Raw genomic sequence first — 19,811 nt, 5'->3', positions numbered from 1 at the left:
TCAGACGAGCTGGAGGCCGCGATGGGAGCGCAGTCGGTAGGACGTTTCGGCGTTAGCGATGGCCGCGTTTCGTTGTCGCTAGACGACATGCAGATCGGCCTAATCCTCGCCATTGGCGGGTGCGAGGTCTATGCCACCCCGCAGCCTGCGCCGACGTGGACACCGCCGCCGAAGGGCGCCCCGCAGCCCGCGATACCGGAGGGCTGGCGCAAGCCTGGGCCGGTCACGCCGAATCATCCGATGGAATGCCTGATCGTTGTCGAGGCGTGGCGCCAAACAGACGGAGACTGGTTCAGCAACGAGAAGTTCTTGAGCGCGCACGAACCGATTGCTTGGATGCCGGACACGCCGGAGAACCGCGCCATGATCGAGGCGGGGAAGGCTACTTAGCCGCGCCCTTGACCTTCTCGAACGATCTGCCGCCGATGTACCCGAGCATCACCCACTGGAATAGCTCGACGATGTCGGGCGGAATCGACGCCAGCCAGGCTTTGAACCCTGCCGCAATCGCTGCCGCAGTCTCCGCGCTGAACGCCGACAGAATGCCCATCGGGATCGCGGTCAGGATGAGGATGTAGACAACGTACAGGAACGATGGTCGCGCCCGACTTGTCCACGGATCTGTGCTTTTGGCTTCTGCCATGATTGCCGACAAACGCACATTGACCTCTTCCAGTTCGCCACGCTGCTGAGCCTGCAACATGGCCAGCCGCGCCGCGTCGCGCTGCACTGGGTCCGGGAACACCTTGTCGATGATCTTGCCACCGATGTCCAGAATGGCGGTCAGCGGGTCGAGTGCCATTACAGCAGCCCCGTCGCCTTGCCCACGATCTGCGCCAGCAGCAGCGCGAGCGCGCTCAGTGCGCCGACGAACAGTTTGCGCTGGAACGAAACATCCGCCTCACGCCACTTGTCCTGCGTGGTCAGTTTTTCAATGATCGTCCGGTTCTGCTCTTCGCAGACGGCGATGTGCCGCGAGATCGCCGTGTCCGCCTGCGCGGCTTTCTCGAAGGCGGCCTTGGCTAGTGCCCAAAGCTCGTGGTCCTTCTGCCTGCGTCCTGGCGAGCCTGTTCTTTTCTCTTTTGGTCCGGCCATCGCTAGTTCTCCGACCGAAACTGCGGTGAGTGGGAATAGCGCCAGAACCAGCACGCCGAGGATGATGAATGACGGGTCAAGCGTCAGCGCCGACAGCCCGCAGGCGCCGAGCATGACGAATGCCACACTACGTTCCGCGTCGCTTCCATGCGATACAGGCGGCTGCACAACAGATGAGCAAGGCATATCCATTACCTCCGAACAATTCGACACACAGCCCGTTCGGCGAGCCTTCCGACGACAGGTAGCCACACAGCGCCGTCTGTCCTTCCTCAAATATCAGCAGCCAGCACGCAGCAGTGCCGACAATGCGCGGCAGACCGGGCGGGAACGTGCCCAGCAGCGCGATACCGAGTACGGAACCCTCGACGCCGCGCAGGATGTAGAACGCCCACGATTGAGCCTGTTCGTCTACCGTGAGATAGCCGTAGTGCGCGAGCATCACGGCCGCCAGAATGGCCACCGCGCGCGTCATCTGCGCGTGCGCTTGGCCGGTTTGATGGGCTTTGACTTCTTCACTGGTCCGGGTCCGCCGCCTGACATACTCGTTTCTCCTATGGGTTGACGATCCATATATCATCCCGCCCGTGGTTGCGACAATCAATGTGCAGCCAGGTCGGGGTCGCTTCTGGTCGCTCCATCGTCGTGATGGTCGGAAAGCGCAGTCGATGCTTGACGATGTAATCCACCGCTTCCGCAGACGGGATACCGATCTTGCAGTCCATCGCCCCGCCGAACCGATGCATGGAGTACGGGGCGCCGGTCTTGGTCGTGAACGTCCGCAGTCCCGATTCCTTGTACGGCCCGCCGTCCGCCCAGTTGTTGACGACGACCGGACCGAAGGCTGCCCGTAGGTCGTCCAGCGCGACGAGGATCGCCGGTTGCAACAGCTCCCACGCACGGTCGCCCCGCGCGGCGTAGATGTCGGGGTCGACCAGCTCGGTGAGCTTGAAGTGCTTGGGGCGGTAGATCATGCGATTTCCAGCGTTCCAGTGCGGTCGACGACATGCTTGTACGGCGCCCACTGCCCGTCGCGCTGGCCCTTGCTGTGCGGCCAACGCAGCATCGTGTTCTTGCCCTGCGACTCGTTCAGCACGCCGATGCCGCCGGTGTTCCATGTGTTGACGCCGATGTCGATGCCCTGCACGCCGGCGCCCATCTTGATCCCGACCGAGCAGTTCGCGTCGTCGGTGTAGTAGCCGGGCTCGAGAAACTGGTTGCCGCTGATGGTTGCCTCGGCCGCCTTGATGAGCCACAGCCCGACCGTCTGCGGCACGCTGCGGTCCCAGCTGCCGTTGGGCGCGTAGAACTGGTTGCCTTGGATGACGAGGTGCCTGTGCTTCGTGAACACCGCGCCGTAGCTCCACGGGTTCAGGTGGTTGCCGATGAGATGGAACCCCGGCTCGTACAACCAGTCGTTGTCGAACGTGTGGTCGACCCACACGCAGAAGTCTGGGTGAACGATGTTGCCGCCTTCGACTCTCCCGCCCTCGTACGTCTCGCCTGATGCGCGGCTGTTCGTGCGCACACCGTACTTGAAGCGGCCCCAGACGTACGGCCGGATCACCCACGGGTCGTAGCAGCCGGTGATGCGGATGCCGTACTCCGCCACGTCCGGTCCGGCGTTGGTCTCCACCCGCACGTCAGTGAGTTTCGGGTAGAACATATCGTTGAGGTCGATGCCGATCTTGAACCGACCGCGCTTGTGCGGTTCCGGCCCCTCGGGACCGACGAACAGTTCGTCGCCACGGAAGTTGTGGATGCGATGGTCGCCGGCTCCCGGCTGACCTTCCGGATGCTCGGCCGTGACCTGCAACATCACGCCGTTGTCCACGGTGTCGCTTGCCAGCACCTCGGACAGCAGCGCCATCTCCTTGACGATGACCTGCACCCTGTTGTCGCCCCGGTGGACGTGCAGCACGCCGGATCGGTTCGCACCCGTAGCCACCAGCGAGGTCGAGAACTGCCCTGTACCGGAGATGGTCAGCCCCTTCTCTCGGCCGTTGAACGCCGTCGGGGTGCGGACCTTCATCGCCCGGTCGAAGTTGTGCCGGCCGTCGATGGTCGCCGACGTGCAGCCGCGGTCCGCGACCTGCTGGATGACCCTCTCGAACTCCCCTGCGCGGTCCGGGCCGAACGGGTAGCGGTCGTTGTCGAGAACGATCACGGGGCGGGTTCGGGAATGGGTCCGAAGTCCACGCCATCCCACGTCCCGCCGATCACGCACCCGGCCGCGTAGGCGACCAGATCATGACCGGCAGGCGGGGTGTAGCTCGAAACGCCGTCCCACACGATGATGTTGACGACGAAACCACCCTTGACCAGTGCGTACATCACGCAGCCCTCCGTGTGACGATGCGGGCAAAGCCCTGAGCGCCGTTGCCGCCTGCGGCTGTTGCGGCAGTTGCGGCTGTGCGAGTACCGCCACCGCCGCCGCCGGCCCCGTAGTTGCCGCCGACGCCGCCGGCATGGGCTGTTGCAGATGTCACGTCGCCCGTGCCGCCGCCGCCGCCGCCGCCTGTGTAGGTCGGGGTCGTGCGCGCCGTTCCTGCGGAACCGTCAGCGCCCGCGTTACCAATGCCCGCAAGCGAGGATGATCCATCAGCGGGATAGCCGCCCGTGCTGCCGGGGTCAGTATCCACACTGGAGTTGACACCACCGCCGCCGCCCGGAGCGCCTGCGCTGGTGGGCGTTGTGGTTATGGTGACGCCGGTCGAACCGGCCCCGCCATCGCCGCCCGCATAGAATCCCAGCCCGCTGAATCCGGACAGGCCGCCAAGGCCGCCCGGAGATGATCCGCTGGCCGGCGTCGAGCCCAGTCCACCGCGCGCGTAGAGGTTCGCAAATGACGTAGCGCCGCCTGCCGTGCCTGCGGTCCCGTTCGCGGTCGCAGCGCCGGCAACGCCACCAGCACCGATCGTGACCGTTTCAGTGGCCGAGAACTCGTCCGCCGTGGACTCTCCGATGACCTTCGCGCCGCCACCGCCACCGCCGCCGGCCACCGCCGTCGCCGTGCTGCGTCCGCTTGCACCGCTGGCGCCGGCGCCGATGATTTCCCAGCTCACGACGGCCTTGTTGTCCGCCCACGCGGCCTTCGTCCATGTGCCGGAGCTGGGGAACTCCTGGATGTCGATCAGCGTATTGCCGGAATCATGCGCTGGAATGGCCATTACGCGCCCCTCCCGCTCAGTCGGAACGACACGCCGGTGTTGCTCGCGCGGACCATGATCAGTTCGTTCGCGCTGATCGCCTCATGGCTCATCAGCGGTTGACTGTCGTTCGCGTTGACCGTGAAGTCGTAGTAAACGTAGTCCTCGCTCGCCAGCGCGCCAATCGCGCCGTCGATCACGGCCAGGCGGATCGTCACCGACGTAGCGTTCCGGTTGCAGACCGTCACGTCAACCGACGACGCCTCCGTGAAGTCGAACAACGTCTCGTCCGTGGCAGCGACGGCGATGTCGTGTACCGCAATCCTTCCAAGTGCCATGATTCAGCCTCCAAACATCCAGTGAACCTCGGCCGCAGACAGCGGCAGAAGCGCGGTTGCAGTAGCGGAGACGAGGCCGCCTTCTTCCAGCGTGCCCTCGTCTAGATCGGTGATGGCGAGAGTCGGCAGCGGCAGCGAATCGTCGGACGAGACAAGCCCGACCTCCCACGTCGTCGGCGCGCCGGCAAAGGTGATGACGGACACGGTGACGGTCGTATTGGTCGCGAACACGGTGTTCGTCACACGGCCTACAACGCTGTCAGCGCGCACGGCGCGGCCGATGGGGTAGTAGGCCGACACGTCGCCCGACAGCACGATGTCGGAGCCGCTCGCGCTGTTGATCGTATGCCCCAGTCCGATCCACTCCGCGTCCTGATACCACTCGCGCATCCGCGCCATCATCTCCCGCGCGCAGTTGTTCACCGACGACGGCGCCTGACCTTCCGGCCATCCGTTGGGCGGCGAACTGTTGTTGCTCGCCGGCGTTGTTGAGTAGCTCTGTAGCTTGGTGGTCATTGTGATAGTCTCAGGCTATGACGACGATGACGCTATCGATTCTCATTAAGCCGCTGGTGCTGCTGCTTCTGTTCGCGCTCGTCGTCCGTCCGCTCGCGCATGCATTCGCACGGGTGTACCCGGAAGGGCGCGTCAAGCGTCTATTGCTGCGCCGCATTGCTCGCACCTAGAGCTGCCGCAGAAGTGCCCAGCAGCGACTGACGGCGCAGCAGCGCCTCAAGCGCCCGATCAGGATCAGCCGCACGCGAGAGGATGTCGGCCGCTTCCTGCGGATTCAGGCCGATTTCAGCGAGCCGCTGCACAACACGCGGTTCCGCCAGCCTGCCGGCCCACTGAATCGGCCGCGCAAGCGTCTGCGCAAGCACGTTCTGACTCAGCGTCTGCGGCAATCCGAGCGGACCCGCTACTTGCTGAATGAAGTTCTGCGCGATCAGGTTCTGCGCGGTCGGGGAGCCTGGCGCGCGGCCGAGTTCTTCAGCGTTCACGCGTCGACCAAGTGCACGGCCCACGTTCTCGACCGTTTCCATCGCCTGCGGGGCGAGCAATCCGCGCATGGTGGCGCCTTCAAACCCAGTAGCGCGCCGCGCCGTCTCGTCGGCGTTGCGCAGCGAGCGCGCGTAGGTTTCTGCCGTCGTGCGCGTGTTCGCGCCGTAGTCAGCGAGCGCCGGCCGGAATCGCTCGACCAGTTCTTGCCCGATCTGCATCTGTCCGACCGGCTGCGACATCTCGCGATAGATGCGGTTCGCGGCTTCAAAGTCCGGAGACTGCCGCTCGAACCAGTTCACGAACTGATTGCGCGTCGCCCGTACCCTGCCCGCCTCCCTGCCGCCGACACCGCGCTGCGGCCCTGTTTCGAGCATGTCGTCGAGCGCCATCTTGACGTTGTGCAGGAACTCGCCCGGTGATGCCGGCGCCCCGCCCTCGGCTGCCAGTCCTTCCGCTCGACGAATTGCCTCCTGCATGGCAGGCCGCTGCGCAAGCGCCGTGAACTGCTGGTCGGGCATGATGTTCGACGCATAGAGCGCGTCATACAGCGGCCTTACCGCAGCGCCTCGCGCCGTTGTTGCGGCTGCAAGTTGCGCCTCGTCTCCGGCAATGTTCGTCAGCGCCGATTCGAGCGCGCCACGATTGGCCTGTGCGCGTCCGGTGATGGCCGAGTTCACGTCCGGATTGTTCAGCAGCGACCGCTGCAACTGCGCCACTCCCGGATTGTTCGCCAGTTCCGCCGCCGTGGGCTGGTATCCGGGAATGTTCAGGTCGGCCGCGCTGCGGATGTTGGTCGCAGCCTGACGCGCCCGGTCACCGCCTCCTGCGAAACCGGAATAGATGCGTTGCGCGATGCGTTCCTGCCCGCGCGCTGTGAGCGGTTCCAGAAGCCCGCGCGCTGTGCCGGTGAGCGCCGCAGCCCCTCTTCCAGCCAGTAGACCGGCCGGACCAGCGGCGGCGCCGATAGCCGGCCCCATGAGCGCCTCTTGCGTCGTCACCGTTGGCGACAGCGCCCCGGAAGCGCCGCCGATCAGGGTTGCGCCGATCAGCGTATTCGCGCCCGGAATGAACGCAGCCGGCGCGAACGCAGCGACGTTCCCGAGAACATTGCCCGCCATGCCGGCGCCAGTATCGAGAATCGGCGCATCCCTGACTCTCGATTCCTCGATCTCGCGCTTGAGCGCTTCCTGGTCGCCGATGTTCAGCAGTTGCTTGGCGCCGCGACCGACATCCACGAATGCCTTACCGACGCCGACGAGTCCCTGTTCGACTGGCGACATCTCGGCGACGTTCTTTTTCAGTTCCTGCTGCCACAGATCGCGTGCCGATGGGCGCCCGGCAAGCGCGCGCAGCCCTTCCTCGCTGACAGACTGCATGTCGCCGCGAGAAAGTGCTTCCAGGTCGCCTTCGGACAGCGATGTCATGTCCATTCAGCGGACTCCGGCCTTGCGGCGCTCCAGTTCCGCCCGCGCCGCAGCCGCGAAGTCTGGCGCTTGCGTGGCTGGGCCAGCCGGCTCGATAGCGGAGCCGAGCCGCTCTTTGATGCGCGACTCAAGGTCCGCGATGATCTGGCGATTGACGGCCGGATCGTTTCGCACATCTGGCAACTGCATCCCATATTGCGCCTGCTCACGGTCGCTGAGCGTGCCTTCGCCTGGAATGCGGAACAACGTGCGCAGCTCGGTGGAAAGTTGCTCCTTCCGGTTGTCGAATTGCCGCACCTTCTGGTAGTCCGTCACGCGCGACAATTGTCCGGTTGCCCCCATGAATCCGCCCGTCGGAGTGCGGCCGATGCTTTCAAGCATGTTCGTTGCCGCGATCTGAAAGGAACCATATGCCGGCGCCTTTTCATTTCGCCCGGCCTCCGACTTGGCCGCTTCACTCGCTGCGGTCGACGCTCCGGCCTGTGCCCCGCGCACCGATGGCAAGTCCTGCGGCGGCAGCGTTTTCGGCGTCGCCGCGTCCAGATTGAGCGCGGCGGTGCGTGCATCGACCGGAGCAATGGAGCCGCCCAAGTCCTGGAACTGCGCCGCGCGTTTCATGGCAAGGTATTGCTGCTGTTGCGCCGGCGTCAGCGCGTTGTAATACTCCCACTCGCGAACGTTCGACGGCGTGCCCGTGCCAATGACGGCCTTTTGCTTGGCAACCAGTAACTGCGTCAGCCCCTCAGGCCCAGCGATGTCGGCAATCATCCGCATATCCGCATCCGTGATCTGCGAAATCGCCTTCTCCTGAATCTCCTGCAACCGCTTGCGCCGCGCCTCGGCTTCCTGCTGCTGCTGCCACAACACGGACTGCTGCTGCGCCTGCTGGAATGCCTGCACGCCCTGCCCGATGCCGGCGCCGGTCGGCACGCCCTGTGCGCCCGCGTTCATCAGCGAGCCGCCGAGAGCCAGCAGCCCCTGCGACACTTCCGGCCGGCGGAGTTGCCCGAGCAGCCCAGCGATCATGTCGGCCATGGATTAGCCTCCCCCGAACAGGGAACCGTAGATGCCGGCGCCCGTCGCCGCGCCGCCGAGCGCCCCGAGCCACGGGTTCGACTGGTACTGCGTCTGTGACGTGCCGCCGTAGTTGCCCGTCACCGCGCCGAGATACTGGTTGATGTTCTGCCACGGCGCCTGTTGCGACTGCTGATAGCGCTGCATCTGGTCGTTCAGCATCCGCTGCGCCTGCGTGTCCAGCGTGCCGCCTGCCGCCTGCTGGCCGGCGTATGCGCGCATGATGGCGTCCTGTGCGTCCATCGCCTGGTCGGCCGCTTGCAGGCCGTAGCCGCGCCCCGCGTTCTGCGCGTTCTGCACCGCCTGCTGGTTGCCCTGCGCGATCTGGTTGATCTGCCCGGAGCGCCCCTGCGCGAGCTGCGCGGTCTGCTGCTGGCGCTGACGCTCGGCCTCGTACGCGCCGCCGTAAAGGTTCGTCGCCAGATCCCCGAGCCCGCCCGACAGTGCCCGCTGTGACGCGCCGGAGTTGAGCCGGCCGCCGGATGCGAACTGCGAGTTGACGCCGGACATCACGCCACGCGCCGCCTGTTCGTAGCTCTTGTCCAGCCACGGGTTCGCGTTCAGGTAGCCGCCGCCCAGCGATCGGTCGATGTACTGCTGCTCGCCCACGTTCGCCGCGCCGACGATGGGCGCCTGCGTCGGCTGCGTCGCCTGCCCGGCGAGGTAAGAGCCGATGTTCTGGTACGCCTGCACGTTGGAGGGGCTGGCGAGCCCCGCAATGCCGCCCAGCGTCGTCTGTGACAGCGGCGCCACGCCAGCATTGGGATACGGCTGCTGCGGCCCCTGCGAGAACAGTTGCGAGGCGGCGTTCAGCCCCTGCTGGACGTAGGGAACCTGCCACGGCGCGAGGTTGCTCGTCGTGGTCTGCGGGCCTTGGCCGCCGCCGCTGTTCGCGCCCGCGACCGCGCCAAAAAGCGCGGAGCCGATTGCGCCCCAGTCGATTTCACTGCCGGTTGTTGCGGGCATGGTCGTTCCTCATGAATTCTGGTTGCGCCAGCGGTTCATCCATTTTTCCAGCATGGCGTCTTTTTCTGCTTCCCAAGCGCCCATCCCAGCGCCCGATGTCGTGCCTCCGCCCTGCCCCGCGTAAAACCCGCCAACCGTGCCGCCGCTTGCCGACGGCCCACCCAAGCCAAACGCGTAGTTCGCGTAAGCTGATGTCGGCTGTTCGGTCAGCGGGCTGATCGGCTGCGGATTCACCGCGACGCCGCCGGGCGTGGCCGGCATGATGCCGTACTCATCGCTGCCGGAGACCGGCGTCGTGCCCATGCCGCCGCCGCTGATGTAGTCGCCAAGCCCACCGAGAATCACCGCACCCAGGGGGCCGCCACCTGCGCCGCCGACAAGTCGGCCAATATCCCCAGCGTGTTCGCGCCCCCAGTCGAGAATGCCACCACTACCGATATTCAAGTCGCCGCCAGCCGTCAGCCCCTCGCCACCCGGCGGCCGACCGCCCCAGACATAATCGACGCCGCTGACGAGGTTGCCGTTCTGGTTCACGCGCGGCAGGGTTCCCGGCGGCGAGGTTGTCGTGTCGCTCGGGGACTGCCTGCCGTTGTTGTTACCGCCAACGCCCGGTCCCAGTCCGGCGCCCCAGTCCACGCCGCCGCGATAGTCCGGCATCTGCACGTTGAGCTGCTGCAACAGCAGGTCCGATTGCCCAGGCCCGTACAGGTCGCGCATCAGGTTGACGCCGGCCTCGTACTGCGACATCGGCGCCGATGTGAACTGCTGCGGCTGCGACGGCGAGGTCCACGGCGCCGGCCCGCCCGGTGTCGGCTGCCCCGTTGCGCCGGTCGGCGTCGCCCCCGGCATGTACGGCAGGCCCGTTCCCGGACGCATGACGGTGCCGTCCGCCGACATCAGCGGAGTATTGACCTGCTGAAACAGGTCGTACGGGAGTTCGATCCGGACGGGCATCAGCCGCCCCCGCCCCAGAACGGTCGCTGGGCGCCGAAGCCGAATCCAGACTGCGCGGGCTGCTGCTGCGCCATGCCGCCGTACATTCCGGCGCCCGCCCCGCCGGCTGCGCTAATAGGCATCATCTGCATCGGCGGGACGTAGCTGGGTGCTGCCATACCATTCATGCCGCCGAAACCGAACCCGGACGACCAGCCGGCGGACGGCTGCGAGGTCTGCGCGCCGCCCCAGCCGCCCCCGGGCTGTACCGGAGATCCACCGGACGGGGCCAGCATGCCACCCGCCGCCCCGCCGCCCTGCCGCGCCATCGCCGCCTGCATCAGCGCCTGCCGCTGCGCCTCCGGCATGCGCGCGAGTGCCGCCTGAACCTGGTCGCGGCGCGTCAGCAGGCCGCCCTGCGGAGCCGCGCCACCCTGCAACGGGCCGCCGCCGGTCGTCAGGCCGCTGCCGGCGAGTCGGTTCGGGTCGCGCATGTAGGCCAGTTGCGCGGCAAGCTCCTGCTGCCCGACTTGCCCCGGCGGTCCTTGGTACTTGCTCATGTCGCCCTTGGACGAATACCGCGACAGGTAGTTCGCGATGTTGGGGGAGACGTTGCGGAGATCGAGATTGGTGGCCATTGGTCTATCCCAGAAGCACGTAGAGGAAATCCGCACTCGCACCGGGCGCGGCATGGGTGAGCGTGAACGAGCCGGTTGCGCGGGCGCTGACGTAGGGCGCCATCGCAGCCGCCGTGGCGTTGGCCGGCATCAGTAGCGGCACCGACGAGGCGTAGGCGTTCACATCGGGCACGACGGTCGACGTTGCCGCAGCGCCCACGGTGAACGAGCCGAACGAGTTGATCCGCCCCTGCAAGATCAGGTTGATCGTCGTAGTGGCGTCGCGCAGCAGTTCTGCGGTCGCGCCTTCCTGTCTGATCGGTGTTGTCATCGCTCACCGTCGTCCTGATTGACCAGCGCGTCGATGCCGACCGCTTTGGTGAAGCCTGACGGCACCCTGGCGCGGACACGATGGAAGAACGCGGACGACCGGAAGTCGGCCTTGCCCGTGGCGGTCGTCGTGGCCATTTCCGTGCCCCACGTCACCGCCTCGTCCAGCGTCTTTTGCGTGCCCAGCGTGATCTGCGCGGTCCCGCCCTGGATCAGCGGGCGAATGCCGTTGACGAAGGTCCGGCGCCCGTCGAGGCCAAACGAACCCGTCTCGAGCATCGCCTCCAGCGCGGTGCCGTCGAAGCTCGCCAGCTTGTAGTTCTGCGTGATGACGGCCGGAAAGCCGGCGCCGCCCTGCCACACTTCCGAATCCAGCGAAGCCGGCAGCGTTTCGAGCGTTCCGAATGCGTCGAGTTCTTCGAGCGTGTAACTGCGCGTGCGCCCCGTCAGCGCGAGGACGGTGTTGACTTCCGCATGCGTCCAGCGCCCGGTCGTGTAGTTGAACAGCAGCGCGTGGTCGTTGAACGTCAGTTCAGACGCCGAGAACATCCACGCCACGCACTTGAGGTCGGGGAACGCCACCGCCTGCACGTAGTCGATGCGCGATACGGCGGCGTTTTCGTTGAACCAGCGGTCAACCTTTCCGTTGCCGATCGGCGTCGAGTCACCGCTTCCGTCGTTTGCGAAGAATCCGTCCTTTGCGAGAAAGTAGACCACGCGGCCGAACTGGACGGCGGCGTTGCGTGCCCGCAAGCCGCGCGAGCCGTCCATCAGGTCGAACCGGAACACGAGCGGAGCGCCGACATAGGATGCGCGGGTGATGGCGCGTTCCTGAAAGATCATGCCGGCGTCAGAGCCGAGAATCGCCATTACCTTGCCGTTCTCGGCCTTCAGGTCGTTCTCGTCGGCCTGCAACGCGACGGCAGACGCCGTTCCCGGAAGCGGCCACGTCAGCGGGTCTCCAATGGCGCCCCAGCGCACGCGGTATGGCACCTCGCCGTCGGTCGGGTCGTTGATGTCTCCGCACATCACGAAGTCACGCACGGCGGCGACGACGCGCGCCTTGGGTGAGTCCGTGATTTCGGCAAAGTCCACGACGGCGCCGACTTCGCGGTAGCGCATCAGGTTGTTGTAGCTGACGACCAGCACGTAGCGGTCGAACTGCGCGAAGTCCCAGACCATCGGGTCGTCAGTGACGACCGCAGGCCCGGTCACATCCACCCATCCGCCGCTGGTCAACTGGTAGATCGTGTCCAGCGTCGCGGCGTAGGTTTCCGAGATGTTCTCGACTTCCGCCGTGGCGATGGCCGCCAGCGGTTCAGCCGGTAGGGCGTCGGAGATTTCGGCCGTCCCGTTGAACGGTCGGTAGTGCGTGTCGTACGGGAACGCGTTCAGCGCCTCGGTCAAGGCGTTGTCGAGGTCCGGCGTGTCCGGGCGCCATTCGCCGTACTGGATTCTCACGGCCGCGTCACCATCTGCTCACCCGACCACTGTTCACGGTCGGATTCGGCCTGTACCTGACCCAGCAGCGCCGTCGTGCGCGCCGCCCAGAACTGCATCTCGGTCTGGTTCTTGATGTAGGTCGCCGCCTCGAACATGCACGCGGACAGCAGCAGGTCCGGCGCGGTGTCCGTAAGCCAGTTCGTCGGCGCGGCCCCGGACAGCGCCGTGAATCCGGCGTAGTAGATGCCGCCCAGGCTATACGTTCCGGACGGCTTGCCGCTGACGTAGAAGCGCGGGCCGATGCGCGTCAGCCACAGGCCATTTCCGCGCGAGAACTGGAAGTCCTGCGCGGCGCCGGCCATCTGCGTCGTCTGCAACGGCGACACGAGCGTGTTGGCGAAGGCGTTGAACGTGTCCGTCGTGTCCGGAGTGCCCTTGTACAGATAGGCGTTCTTCCACTGTCGATACGTCGTCGGCACCGCCGCACTCGCGTCGCTGTCCAGTTCGCGGAAGTAGATCGACTCCATCGCACGCACCCGAAGCTCGCGATTGATGCGCGCCTCGGCAAAGTCGATCAGGTCATCCAGCGTGCCCGACGTGAGGTCGGACCGCGCGATCCAGTCGGCGATGGATGTCTTGAGCGAGGTGTAGTTCACCCAAGCACTCGGAAGCCGGCGAGGTCGCGATCAGCGCGCATGCGGTCGGCGTGTACCGGGTTCATCAACCACTCACGCAGCGTGATGCCGTGGAGCTTGCAGTATTGCTCCACGACGACAGCCGGGAATGAAGCAAGGTGATGCAAGTCCTTGCCGCGCCCGGCGCCGGCGTTGTGCATCGCCTTCGCGTGTTCGAGGACCGGCTCGACATCCTGCACCGACTCGACCACCACGCGACCATCGTCGAATGCGTGAATCCGCGTTTCGAGGTCGCCCATCACACCATCTCGACCACTTCGCCCGCGCCGGTCCACGACACGACGAAGCCGGGAGCCACGCGGAAATACTCCGAGAGCCCCGGCCCGACTGTGCACGCAACGCCGTTGATCGTGAACACGGCGACCGCCGCCGCTCCTGTCTCTGTGCAGCGGATCACGTCGACAAACGCGGATACCGTATGCGGAGTCGCCGCATCCGACAGAAACGGTTTCAGGTAGCCGGCTTCGTTCTTCATCAGATCGTCTCCAGCTCCAGCGTCACGACAACCTGCACCGCGTTGTCCGAACCGCCGTCCGTTTCGATCTCGATGGCCTGCTCGTCGGTAAAATAGTTCGCCGCCGTGGGCGTCGCCGTGTCGATGTCGCCAGCCGCCGAGCCTGAGAATGCGATGGTGACCGTGCTGCCGGTAACGGCAGTGCCGGCAATCTTCGCCGTCAGCACTGCGTTGGCCGTCGCGATTGCGCCGTTGAGGACCGAGTTGATCTTCTTGATCTTGCCGCGAAAGCCGGGGACGACGTAAATCTGACCGGCCGTCGACACGTCTTCGATCATCACCGTCAGAAACTTGGTGCTGACCGGGGGAACGTAGGGGTATGCCATGCGATGCTCTCCTGTTTGAAGGAGGGGGCGTTTCCGCCCCCTCCCCTGTTCCTTACGACGTGGTCAGATCGAAGACGCCGCCCGAAGCCTTCTCCTGGAGCGACTTGATCGTCCACTCCACGAGAATCTGGTTCTTCTCGGTGTCGCCGGTCTTGGCCAGCGGCCAGGTGCGCGGCGCGCGCAGGTACGCGAGTTCCCAGTAGTCCATGTCCAGCACCAGACAGTCGCGGGTGCGCATGAAGCGATTGGGGACGATCTTGAGCGTGCCGAAGTCCGACTTGTACACGTCGAAGGCGGCGTACAGCGTGCTGTCCTCGCTCTTGTCGAACTTCGTCGCGCCGCCGGTGAAGGTGGACGCAACCTGCTTGTTGAACGCGCCGCACATGATGACGGTCGGGTCGCCGCCTTCGGTGTAGCAGCCTTGCAGCACGGTCTTGAGCTGCGACTCGGTGAACGCGCGCTGCGTGCCGTCCGTGCGAGTTGCCGAACCGTCAGCGCCCACCGGGGATGCGCCCGCGCCGGCGCCGAAGTCGTCGTTCGTGCCGATCCACGACAGGACCGAGCCGAGCTTGCGCGCCGTGGCGCCCGTCGTGCCGGCGGCCTTGGCCTGGTTCATCAGCGCGATCGCTTCCATGTCGCGCTTCAGCTCCTTGGTCTTCTTGGCAATCTGATATGCCATCTCGCGCGCACGGCCGGCCTTCTTGACCGATTCCTCGGTGCCTGAAATGACCGCAGTCTTGTCGCTGATCTGGGTGTAGTTGTTGAGCCGAACCGTCGGCGTCACCGCGTCGAGCGTGGCGTCGTCGCCCTCGATCACCGCATTGGCGGTGTCGGTCGACGCGAGCGCATCGGTCTGCCACTCGGTCAGGCGATTGGAGCAGGTTCCCTTTTTGCAGGACGTGATGAACGGCGTCTGCGTCGGGCTGATGTTGGCAATCATGTCCGAGAGGTCTTCCCGGATGCCGATTGCGGCGTAGGTGTCGAAAGTGTTGCTGGGGATAGCCATGTGAGTCTCCGAATCAGGTCAAGTAGGGGTCACGAATACTTGGCCGCCAGCGCATTACCCCAGTCCTCGAAACGGCCGCTGCGCTTGGCGCGTTCGGCGAGCTTCTGGGTCTTGGGCTTGGATGCGTTCGCGTCGCGCGGGCCGGTGCCGGTGAACTTCGGCACGGGCTTTTGCTTGGCTTTGGCGGCCTGCTGCTTTCCAGTCTGCATCCGGTCCCACATCATCGCCTTGCGGGCAATGGCCACCGTCAGGGCATCGTGGAGCGTGTTCAGTTGCTCCGCAGGAACGCCGAGAGTGCTCAGGTACTGAGCCACCTCGCCCTTCTCGCGGTTGGCAACGTCCACGTCGAGCCATTCGGGGATCAGCGCCGGGAGCTTTTCCGCCTGGTCGGCGATAAGTTGCTCCTGGTGCTGCTGCTGGACACCGGACTGCTGCTGCTGCGCCGTCTGGTAGGCCGTGAAGGCCCGCCCGAGTAGCGCCTTTCGCTGCTGGATATCTTGCTGTCGCGCGGCGTATTCAGCCGGGTTTTTCTGCCGCAGGTCGTTCCAGTCCGTCGAACCTTCGAGGTTCGTCAGGTGCTGCATGAACGTCTGTGCGAGAAAACCAAGCTCGTCCACTCGTTGCTTGATTCCTGCTTCGTACTGCTGGGCGTGAGCCGTGAAACCGCGCCGATGTTCAGCGAGTTCCTGCGTCTTGCGGGTGTAATCCGCGCCCATCATGTAGCCCTTGCGCAGTTCCGAAAAAGGAACCTCGCGCTCTTCGCCGTTGACCTTCACCTTGACGGTGATGTCGTCGGTAATTTCGGGCTTTTTGTCGCTCGCGGCCTTTTCGGTCGCATCGTCCTCGTTTTCCTCGTCTGATTCGGCCTCGTCGGCGTCCTCTTCTTCGGTTTCGTCGGACTCTTCGGGCTCGCCGTCGGCAGTTTCCTGTTCGGGCTCGTCCTCTTCGCCTGCATCCTCCACTTTCTCGGCCTTGGCCGGCTTCCCGCGTGATTCCATGCGGGCAACCAGTGCGTCGGCTGCTGAATTGATGTCGGTTGCTTCGTCAGTGTCCATTGCGCGTTGACTCCTTACGGGGTGGTCTTGGTCGCGCGGACTGACTGGTCAAAATCATACGCCAGATTTTCCAGTTTTGCCCGTACGGCCTGTAAACAGTCGAGTTTCAGCCTCAAAAGCTGCATGGCCGGCGTGTCGTCCGGCTTGATGTGGAAGAATTCGGACAGCATGTCGGCCCGGATCGCGTCGAACAGCTCGGGGAATCCGGGTTCTACGAGGATTCGCTTGGCGGTGTCGGGGGTCATAAAAACACCGACGGTTGCGTGGCTTCGACGACGACGTGTCCGGCCTGGTCATCCTTCGTCACGGTCCCGTCCTGCCCGATGCGTGCCAGCGCCAATTCGTAAAGCGCCTGCAAGTCGGCTCCGTTGTCGGGCGTGATGGTCAGGACTGCGGCGACAGTTGCGGGAATGTCAGCCATGTCACGTTCCCGCACCAGTTACCGTGCCGGTGAAGTTGGCGCTCCACGTCGCAATGCCCGTGAAATCCACCGTAAACACGTTCGTCATCGAATACAGCGTGCCGTCCGTGTCCGCTGCCGTGGTGTTCGTGATGTTCGCCGTGTGCGCCGAGAAAAACAGGCGCTTCATGGCGTAGCTCACCGCACCGATGCCGCCGGTCGTCGGGTCGTTGAAGGTGCCGGTCGCGCTGACGACGAGGCTTGCCCGCGTCGCGGCGCTGTTGAACGTCCGCAGCGTCTGCGTGCTGGCGCCGGTGTCCGTGCCGCCGCCCGTGTTGCTGCTGACGCTGGTGGCAGTCGGGTTCGTCGTGCCGTTGTCGACGCCGATACGGACGACTTCCTGCGTCAGCGAGTTGAGCGGCGAGACGCCGGAACCGCCGCTGATCTGGAACAACCGATCCAAGCTGCGTGCCACGCCGACCTGAACGACGAGATTGGGGCGTGGCAGCAGGATCAGCTTGCCGTCCTCCTCGCCGACGTTCCATCCGTCGATGAAGTCATCCGGCCGGCGCAGCACCCGCGCGAGGTCGTGTTTCGGCATCGTGACGACGCCCTGCCACTTGACGACGCTGTGGTCCTTGCCCGTGTACCGCTGCTGGATGATGTTCATGTCGCGTTCCTATGCCGCCGTGAAAGTGATGTTGACCTGACCGCGCGCGCCGACGCCGCCGTTGGTGGCCGTTCCGAGCGCGTTGTTTGTGCTGCCCGCCCCGGCGCCGCCGAGAATGGAACCGGCACCAGCCGTATTCGTGCCGCCGTTGCCGCCGCCGGCAGATCCACCGGTTCCGCCGACGTTCGCGGCAGCATTGCCGCCGTTGTTCGCGTCGCCAGCACCGCCACCGCCGCCGCCGACGCCGGTCAGGCTTCCTGCCGCGCCATTCCCGCCGTTGAATGTGGTGTCGCCGATGTTGGCCGTCCCGCCCGTCCCGGCCGTTCCGCCAAGCGTCCCGCCACCGCCACCGCCCGTGCCGCCAGCCGCGAACACGTCAGATGTGCTGATGAACCATGAATCGCCACCAGCCCCGCCTGTCCCGCCCGTGCCGCCGCCAGTGCCGCCCGTGCCCGCTGCGCCGACGAATCCGCTGTATGACGTGCTGCCCGTCAAGGCAACGACCTTGCGCGCGTATCCTCCACCGCCACCGCCGCCACCGCCGCCCAGATTGGTCGCGCCTGACCCGCCTTGCCCGCCGCCGGCGCCACCAGCCCAGCATTCGATGGTGTAGTTGCCAGTGACCGGCGCCGCAAATGTGAAAGATCCCGTTGACTTGATCTGCGCTGCTACTGCTGCACCCATCGCGTCGGTCTGCGTGCCGGTGTCCTGCGTCGTCGCCATGGACAGCGCATCCGTTCCTGTTTCCGTGCCGGTCGGATGCGTTGACGACGTTGTGGCCGACATCACGTCGGTATGCGTGTCCGTTCCCATTGGCAATGACGGCGCGGCCGAGAACGTGTCCGACTGCCCGTCGCCGCCCAAATCCTGCGTCATCGCCAGAGCGAGCGCGTCAGTCTCCGTTTCCGTGCCCGTCGCAATCTGCGTACCTGCCCCGCCGGATATGAGCTGGACGATCTTCTTGACGAATATCGGAAACAGTTTCAACGGAAGTGCCCCCAGACCGTGACCGTTGTCCCGGTCGGCGCGTAGACCTTGACCGCCGTCGCCGGTTCAGGGATTGGCAGAACCGCGCTGGGCGCGTCAGGCCCGACCGGGATGCCGCTGGTCGCGCTGGGTGTGCCGCCGTAGTGGTCAAGTTTGCACACGCCAGCGTCCCCGACGACGGCCACCCAGAATCCAGCGACCTCCGCAGAGAACGTGAACGTCAGCACCGCGTCTGCGCCGGACTGGTCTGCCAGCACCTCGCCCAGCGCGTAGTCGTCGCGGACCTTCTGAATCCCGCTGGCGTCCGTGGCAAACGCGCGCAGGTTTGTGCCGTCGCTGCCGCCGGTCAGCGTTGCCGATGTCGGCGCGGCCGCGCCTGTTGCGGACACGCTGTCATTCGTGACGAACAGTCGGCCTTGGTTGTTGACATTGACGCCTACCCAGTCTCCAGCGTTCGTGCGACCGACCAGTGCGGCGACTACGCGGCTTGCCAGCGTCCGATCCGATAGCGTGTCGCTGATGCGCGCCTTGTCGCTCGCGGCCCAGCCGGCTTGGCACGCCGATGTGATCGAGACGTTCGTTGCTCCGGCGCCGGATTTTACGACGCCCATGCCAAGCTTCAGGTCGTTGTTCGTGAAGACCGCGACCGTCGAGTTGTTGATGTTGGTGTGATCGATGATCCTGATCCACCGCACAGACCCGTCATCGTTGGGGACTGGGGAGGCAAGCTCTACAACGAAACCGCGATGCCCAAACAGGCCGGCGCGGATGCGTGCGATCTGATCGAATGACTTGTCGAATGTCTCGCCGTACTTCGTCTCCCAGCCGGCAATCCAGTCGGCCGTCGTCTTGGTCCAGATCGTCGATCCGCCGCGGCGGTAGCGCACGCCCCATGTGCCGTTGAACCAGCCGAATACGACGGCGTTGGTCAGCGTCGTCGTATCTGCCGCGCCCCACCACACGTCAGCATTGGCGATGCCTGCCGCGTCGAACTTGAACGTGCCGCCCCAGCCGACCTCATGGCCGAGCCGGTACTTTGTCGCGTCCTTCGACAGCACCGTGCGCGTGCCGTTGGCGCCTGTTCCACTGCTGACCGTTACCTGCCCGTCTGCCTGCGACGCTGCCGGCGCGCTACCCGACGATGCCTGATCGACAAACGTCGCCCAGTTCGTGTCGTCGTACGGAACCTCGGTCTGGTTCGCGTCAATCGACACCTTCTGTCGCGAGAATGCGTCGACCGTTGCATTGCTGCCGCCGTCAAGAATGTTGCTCATCCGACGACCCATCCTTCGCCGCCATCCGACCAGTAGACGTGCATCGTGCTGCGCTGCTGAACCACGCCGACGCTCGCCTGACCGTTCACGTTCGACGGCGACGCCACGTAGACCGCGTTGGGCGATGCGTCGACCTTCTGCACGATGTACTCGGACTGCGCCGCGCCGGTTTCGCCGAGCGCCGGCAGAGTGATCGTAACCGCGCCGGCGCTGGCGTCGACCAGGTACATAAACCGGCCCGAGGTTGCCGTTGCGTCCGTGTTCTGGGTGACCGACGTGTACGACAGGTCGTTGACCTGCCTGATGCCGTTGCGCACGTAGAACGCGCCGTCCCTGCCCTTTGCGCCCTTTGGCAGCGTCGCCTTGCGCTTGAGCTTGCGGCCGTCCGACAGCGCGATGACGAACGTCAGCTCCGCGCCGCGCTGATCGATGGTCACATCTTCGATCGACACGCCGTCCGTGCCGTGGATGACCTCCGGCGCCGGCGCGGGGACCTGAACCACCTCGCGCACG

At 65.4% G+C, this 19,811-nt stretch carries 30 protein-coding genes; 2 read left to right on the top strand and 28 right to left on the bottom strand.

Features of this window, described 5'->3' with window-relative positions:
• The coding region (locus tag WC704_RS17175) for a hypothetical protein (protein ID WP_372892156.1) at positions 1 to 390 on the top strand (390 nt) is incomplete at its 5' end.
• Here the strand turns inward: WC704_RS17175 and WC704_RS17170 are convergent.
• From WC704_RS17170 to WC704_RS17130, 9 genes are all read right to left on the bottom strand, one after another.
• On the bottom strand, positions 383 to 802 hold the full coding sequence (locus WC704_RS17170) for a 3TM-type holin (protein WP_372892154.1): 420 nt from the start codon (positions 800 to 802) through the stop codon (positions 383 to 385). The genes WC704_RS17175 and WC704_RS17170 overlap by 8 nt on opposite strands.
• Positions 802 to 1,221 (bottom strand): hypothetical protein, encoded by a 420-nt coding sequence (locus WC704_RS17165; RefSeq protein WP_372892152.1) that lies wholly within the window; start codon positions 1,219 to 1,221, stop codon positions 802 to 804. The genes WC704_RS17170 and WC704_RS17165 overlap by 1 nt, the downstream gene beginning before the upstream one ends.
• A 1-nt stretch (position 1,222) precedes the next feature.
• Positions 1,223 to 1,570 (bottom strand): hypothetical protein, encoded by a 348-nt coding sequence (locus WC704_RS17160; RefSeq protein WP_372892150.1) that lies wholly within the window; start codon positions 1,568 to 1,570, stop codon positions 1,223 to 1,225.
• A gap of 79 nt (positions 1,571 to 1,649) precedes the next feature.
• Positions 1,650 to 2,069 (bottom strand): hypothetical protein, encoded by a 420-nt coding sequence (locus WC704_RS17155; protein WP_372892148.1) that lies wholly within the window; start codon positions 2,067 to 2,069, stop codon positions 1,650 to 1,652.
• On the bottom strand, positions 2,066 to 3,262 hold the full coding sequence (locus WC704_RS17150; RefSeq protein ID WP_372892146.1) for a hypothetical protein: 1,197 nt from the start codon (positions 3,260 to 3,262) through the stop codon (positions 2,066 to 2,068). Before WC704_RS17150 ends, WC704_RS17155 begins: the two co-directional genes overlap by 4 nt.
• A complete protein-coding gene (locus tag WC704_RS17145; RefSeq protein ID WP_372892144.1) occupies positions 3,259 to 3,432 on the bottom strand; it encodes a hypothetical protein in 174 nt (57 codons plus the stop codon). Before WC704_RS17145 ends, WC704_RS17150 begins: the two co-directional genes overlap by 4 nt.
• A complete protein-coding gene (locus tag WC704_RS17140) occupies positions 3,429 to 4,265 on the bottom strand; it encodes a hypothetical protein (protein ID WP_372892142.1) in 837 nt (278 codons plus the stop codon). Before WC704_RS17140 ends, WC704_RS17145 begins: the two co-directional genes overlap by 4 nt.
• Positions 4,265 to 4,582: a hypothetical protein gene (locus tag WC704_RS17135; RefSeq protein ID WP_372892140.1), complete on the bottom strand. Its 318-nt coding sequence runs from the start codon at positions 4,580 to 4,582 to the stop codon at positions 4,265 to 4,267. Before WC704_RS17135 ends, WC704_RS17140 begins: the two co-directional genes overlap by 1 nt.
• Before the next feature lie 3 nt (positions 4,583 to 4,585).
• Positions 4,586 to 5,098, bottom strand: a complete 513-nt coding sequence (locus WC704_RS17130) for a hypothetical protein (protein WP_372892138.1) — start codon at positions 5,096 to 5,098, stop codon at positions 4,586 to 4,588.
• Between the two features lie 17 nt (positions 5,099 to 5,115).
• On the opposite strand from WC704_RS17130, the gene WC704_RS17125 reads away from it, so the two are divergent.
• Positions 5,116 to 5,268 carry a hypothetical protein gene (locus WC704_RS17125; protein ID WP_372892136.1) on the top strand — a complete coding sequence of 51 codons (153 nt, stop codon included), beginning with the start codon at positions 5,116 to 5,118 and terminating at the stop codon, positions 5,266 to 5,268.
• Here WC704_RS17125 and WC704_RS17120 read toward each other — a convergent pair.
• The 19 genes from WC704_RS17120 to WC704_RS17030 are packed head-to-tail and all read right to left on the bottom strand — an operon-like array spanning position 5,239 to position 19,810.
• Entirely contained in the window at positions 5,239 to 7,014 is a 1,776-nt protein-coding gene (locus WC704_RS17120) for a hypothetical protein (RefSeq protein ID WP_372892134.1), read from the bottom strand. The two genes, WC704_RS17125 and WC704_RS17120, sit on opposite strands and share 30 nt — an antisense overlap.
• Positions 7,015 to 8,043 (bottom strand): hypothetical protein, encoded by a 1,029-nt coding sequence (locus WC704_RS17115; RefSeq protein ID WP_372892132.1) that lies wholly within the window; start codon positions 8,041 to 8,043, stop codon positions 7,015 to 7,017.
• 3 nt (positions 8,044 to 8,046) lie between these two features.
• Positions 8,047 to 9,048, bottom strand: coding sequence for a hypothetical protein (locus WC704_RS17110; protein WP_372892130.1), 1,002 nt, complete (start codon positions 9,046 to 9,048; stop codon positions 8,047 to 8,049).
• Between the two features lie 9 nt (positions 9,049 to 9,057).
• Complete coding sequence (locus WC704_RS17105) at positions 9,058 to 10,002, bottom strand: hypothetical protein (RefSeq protein ID WP_372892128.1); 945 nt, start codon at positions 10,000 to 10,002, stop codon at positions 9,058 to 9,060.
• Entirely contained in the window at positions 10,002 to 10,619 is a 618-nt protein-coding gene (locus tag WC704_RS17100; protein WP_372892126.1) for a hypothetical protein, read from the bottom strand. Before WC704_RS17100 ends, WC704_RS17105 begins: the two co-directional genes overlap by 1 nt.
• 4 nt (positions 10,620 to 10,623) lie before the next feature.
• Positions 10,624 to 10,929, bottom strand: a complete 306-nt coding sequence (locus tag WC704_RS17095; RefSeq protein ID WP_372892124.1) for a hypothetical protein — start codon at positions 10,927 to 10,929, stop codon at positions 10,624 to 10,626.
• Positions 10,926 to 12,389, bottom strand: coding sequence for a hypothetical protein (locus WC704_RS17090; protein ID WP_372892122.1), 1,464 nt, complete (start codon positions 12,387 to 12,389; stop codon positions 10,926 to 10,928). The genes WC704_RS17095 and WC704_RS17090 overlap by 4 nt, the downstream gene beginning before the upstream one ends.
• Positions 12,386 to 13,027 (bottom strand): hypothetical protein, encoded by a 642-nt coding sequence (locus WC704_RS17085; protein WP_372892120.1) that lies wholly within the window; start codon positions 13,025 to 13,027, stop codon positions 12,386 to 12,388. Before WC704_RS17085 ends, WC704_RS17090 begins: the two co-directional genes overlap by 4 nt.
• Positions 13,024 to 13,305, bottom strand: a complete 282-nt coding sequence (locus WC704_RS17080) for a hypothetical protein (RefSeq protein ID WP_372892118.1) — start codon at positions 13,303 to 13,305, stop codon at positions 13,024 to 13,026. The genes WC704_RS17085 and WC704_RS17080 overlap by 4 nt, the downstream gene beginning before the upstream one ends.
• Positions 13,305 to 13,541 (bottom strand): hypothetical protein, encoded by a 237-nt coding sequence (locus tag WC704_RS17075; protein WP_372892116.1) that lies wholly within the window; start codon positions 13,539 to 13,541, stop codon positions 13,305 to 13,307. Before WC704_RS17075 ends, WC704_RS17080 begins: the two co-directional genes overlap by 1 nt.
• Positions 13,541 to 13,906 carry a hypothetical protein gene (locus WC704_RS17070; RefSeq protein WP_372892114.1) on the bottom strand — a complete coding sequence of 122 codons (366 nt, stop codon included), beginning with the start codon at positions 13,904 to 13,906 and terminating at the stop codon, positions 13,541 to 13,543. Before WC704_RS17070 ends, WC704_RS17075 begins: the two co-directional genes overlap by 1 nt.
• Before the next feature lie 52 nt (positions 13,907 to 13,958).
• Positions 13,959 to 14,912 carry a DUF5309 domain-containing protein gene (locus WC704_RS17065; protein ID WP_372892112.1) on the bottom strand — a complete coding sequence of 318 codons (954 nt, stop codon included), beginning with the start codon at positions 14,910 to 14,912 and terminating at the stop codon, positions 13,959 to 13,961.
• Positions 14,913 to 14,941: 29 nt separating this feature from the next.
• A complete protein-coding gene (locus WC704_RS17060) occupies positions 14,942 to 15,967 on the bottom strand; it encodes a hypothetical protein (RefSeq protein ID WP_372892110.1) in 1,026 nt (341 codons plus the stop codon).
• A gap of 14 nt (positions 15,968 to 15,981) precedes the next feature.
• A complete protein-coding gene (locus WC704_RS17055; RefSeq protein WP_372892108.1) occupies positions 15,982 to 16,212 on the bottom strand; it encodes a hypothetical protein in 231 nt (76 codons plus the stop codon).
• Positions 16,209 to 16,388, bottom strand: a complete 180-nt coding sequence (locus tag WC704_RS17050) for a hypothetical protein (RefSeq protein ID WP_372892106.1) — start codon at positions 16,386 to 16,388, stop codon at positions 16,209 to 16,211. Before WC704_RS17050 ends, WC704_RS17055 begins: the two co-directional genes overlap by 4 nt.
• A 1-nt stretch (position 16,389) precedes the next feature.
• A complete protein-coding gene (locus WC704_RS17045) occupies positions 16,390 to 17,037 on the bottom strand; it encodes a hypothetical protein (protein ID WP_372892104.1) in 648 nt (215 codons plus the stop codon).
• A 9-nt stretch (positions 17,038 to 17,046) separates the two neighbouring features.
• Complete coding sequence (locus WC704_RS17040) at positions 17,047 to 18,024, bottom strand: hypothetical protein (RefSeq protein ID WP_372892102.1); 978 nt, start codon at positions 18,022 to 18,024, stop codon at positions 17,047 to 17,049.
• The gene (locus tag WC704_RS17035) at positions 18,021 to 19,298 is read right to left on the bottom strand and encodes a hypothetical protein (RefSeq protein ID WP_372892100.1); all 1,278 of its coding nucleotides are present in this window, start codon (positions 19,296 to 19,298) and stop codon (positions 18,021 to 18,023) included. The genes WC704_RS17040 and WC704_RS17035 overlap by 4 nt, the downstream gene beginning before the upstream one ends.
• A complete protein-coding gene (locus tag WC704_RS17030) occupies positions 19,295 to 19,810 on the bottom strand; it encodes a hypothetical protein (RefSeq protein WP_372892098.1) in 516 nt (171 codons plus the stop codon). Before WC704_RS17030 ends, WC704_RS17035 begins: the two co-directional genes overlap by 4 nt.
• Position 19,811 lies beyond the last annotated feature (1 nt).

Origin of the sequence: Sphingomonas sp., assembly GCF_041661885.1 — a bacterium.
Classification (GTDB): domain Bacteria; phylum Pseudomonadota; class Alphaproteobacteria; order Sphingomonadales; family Sphingomonadaceae; genus Sphingomonas.
The sequence above is the reverse complement of the archived record's forward strand: the minus strand, read 5'-3'. Positions and strand labels throughout refer to the sequence as shown.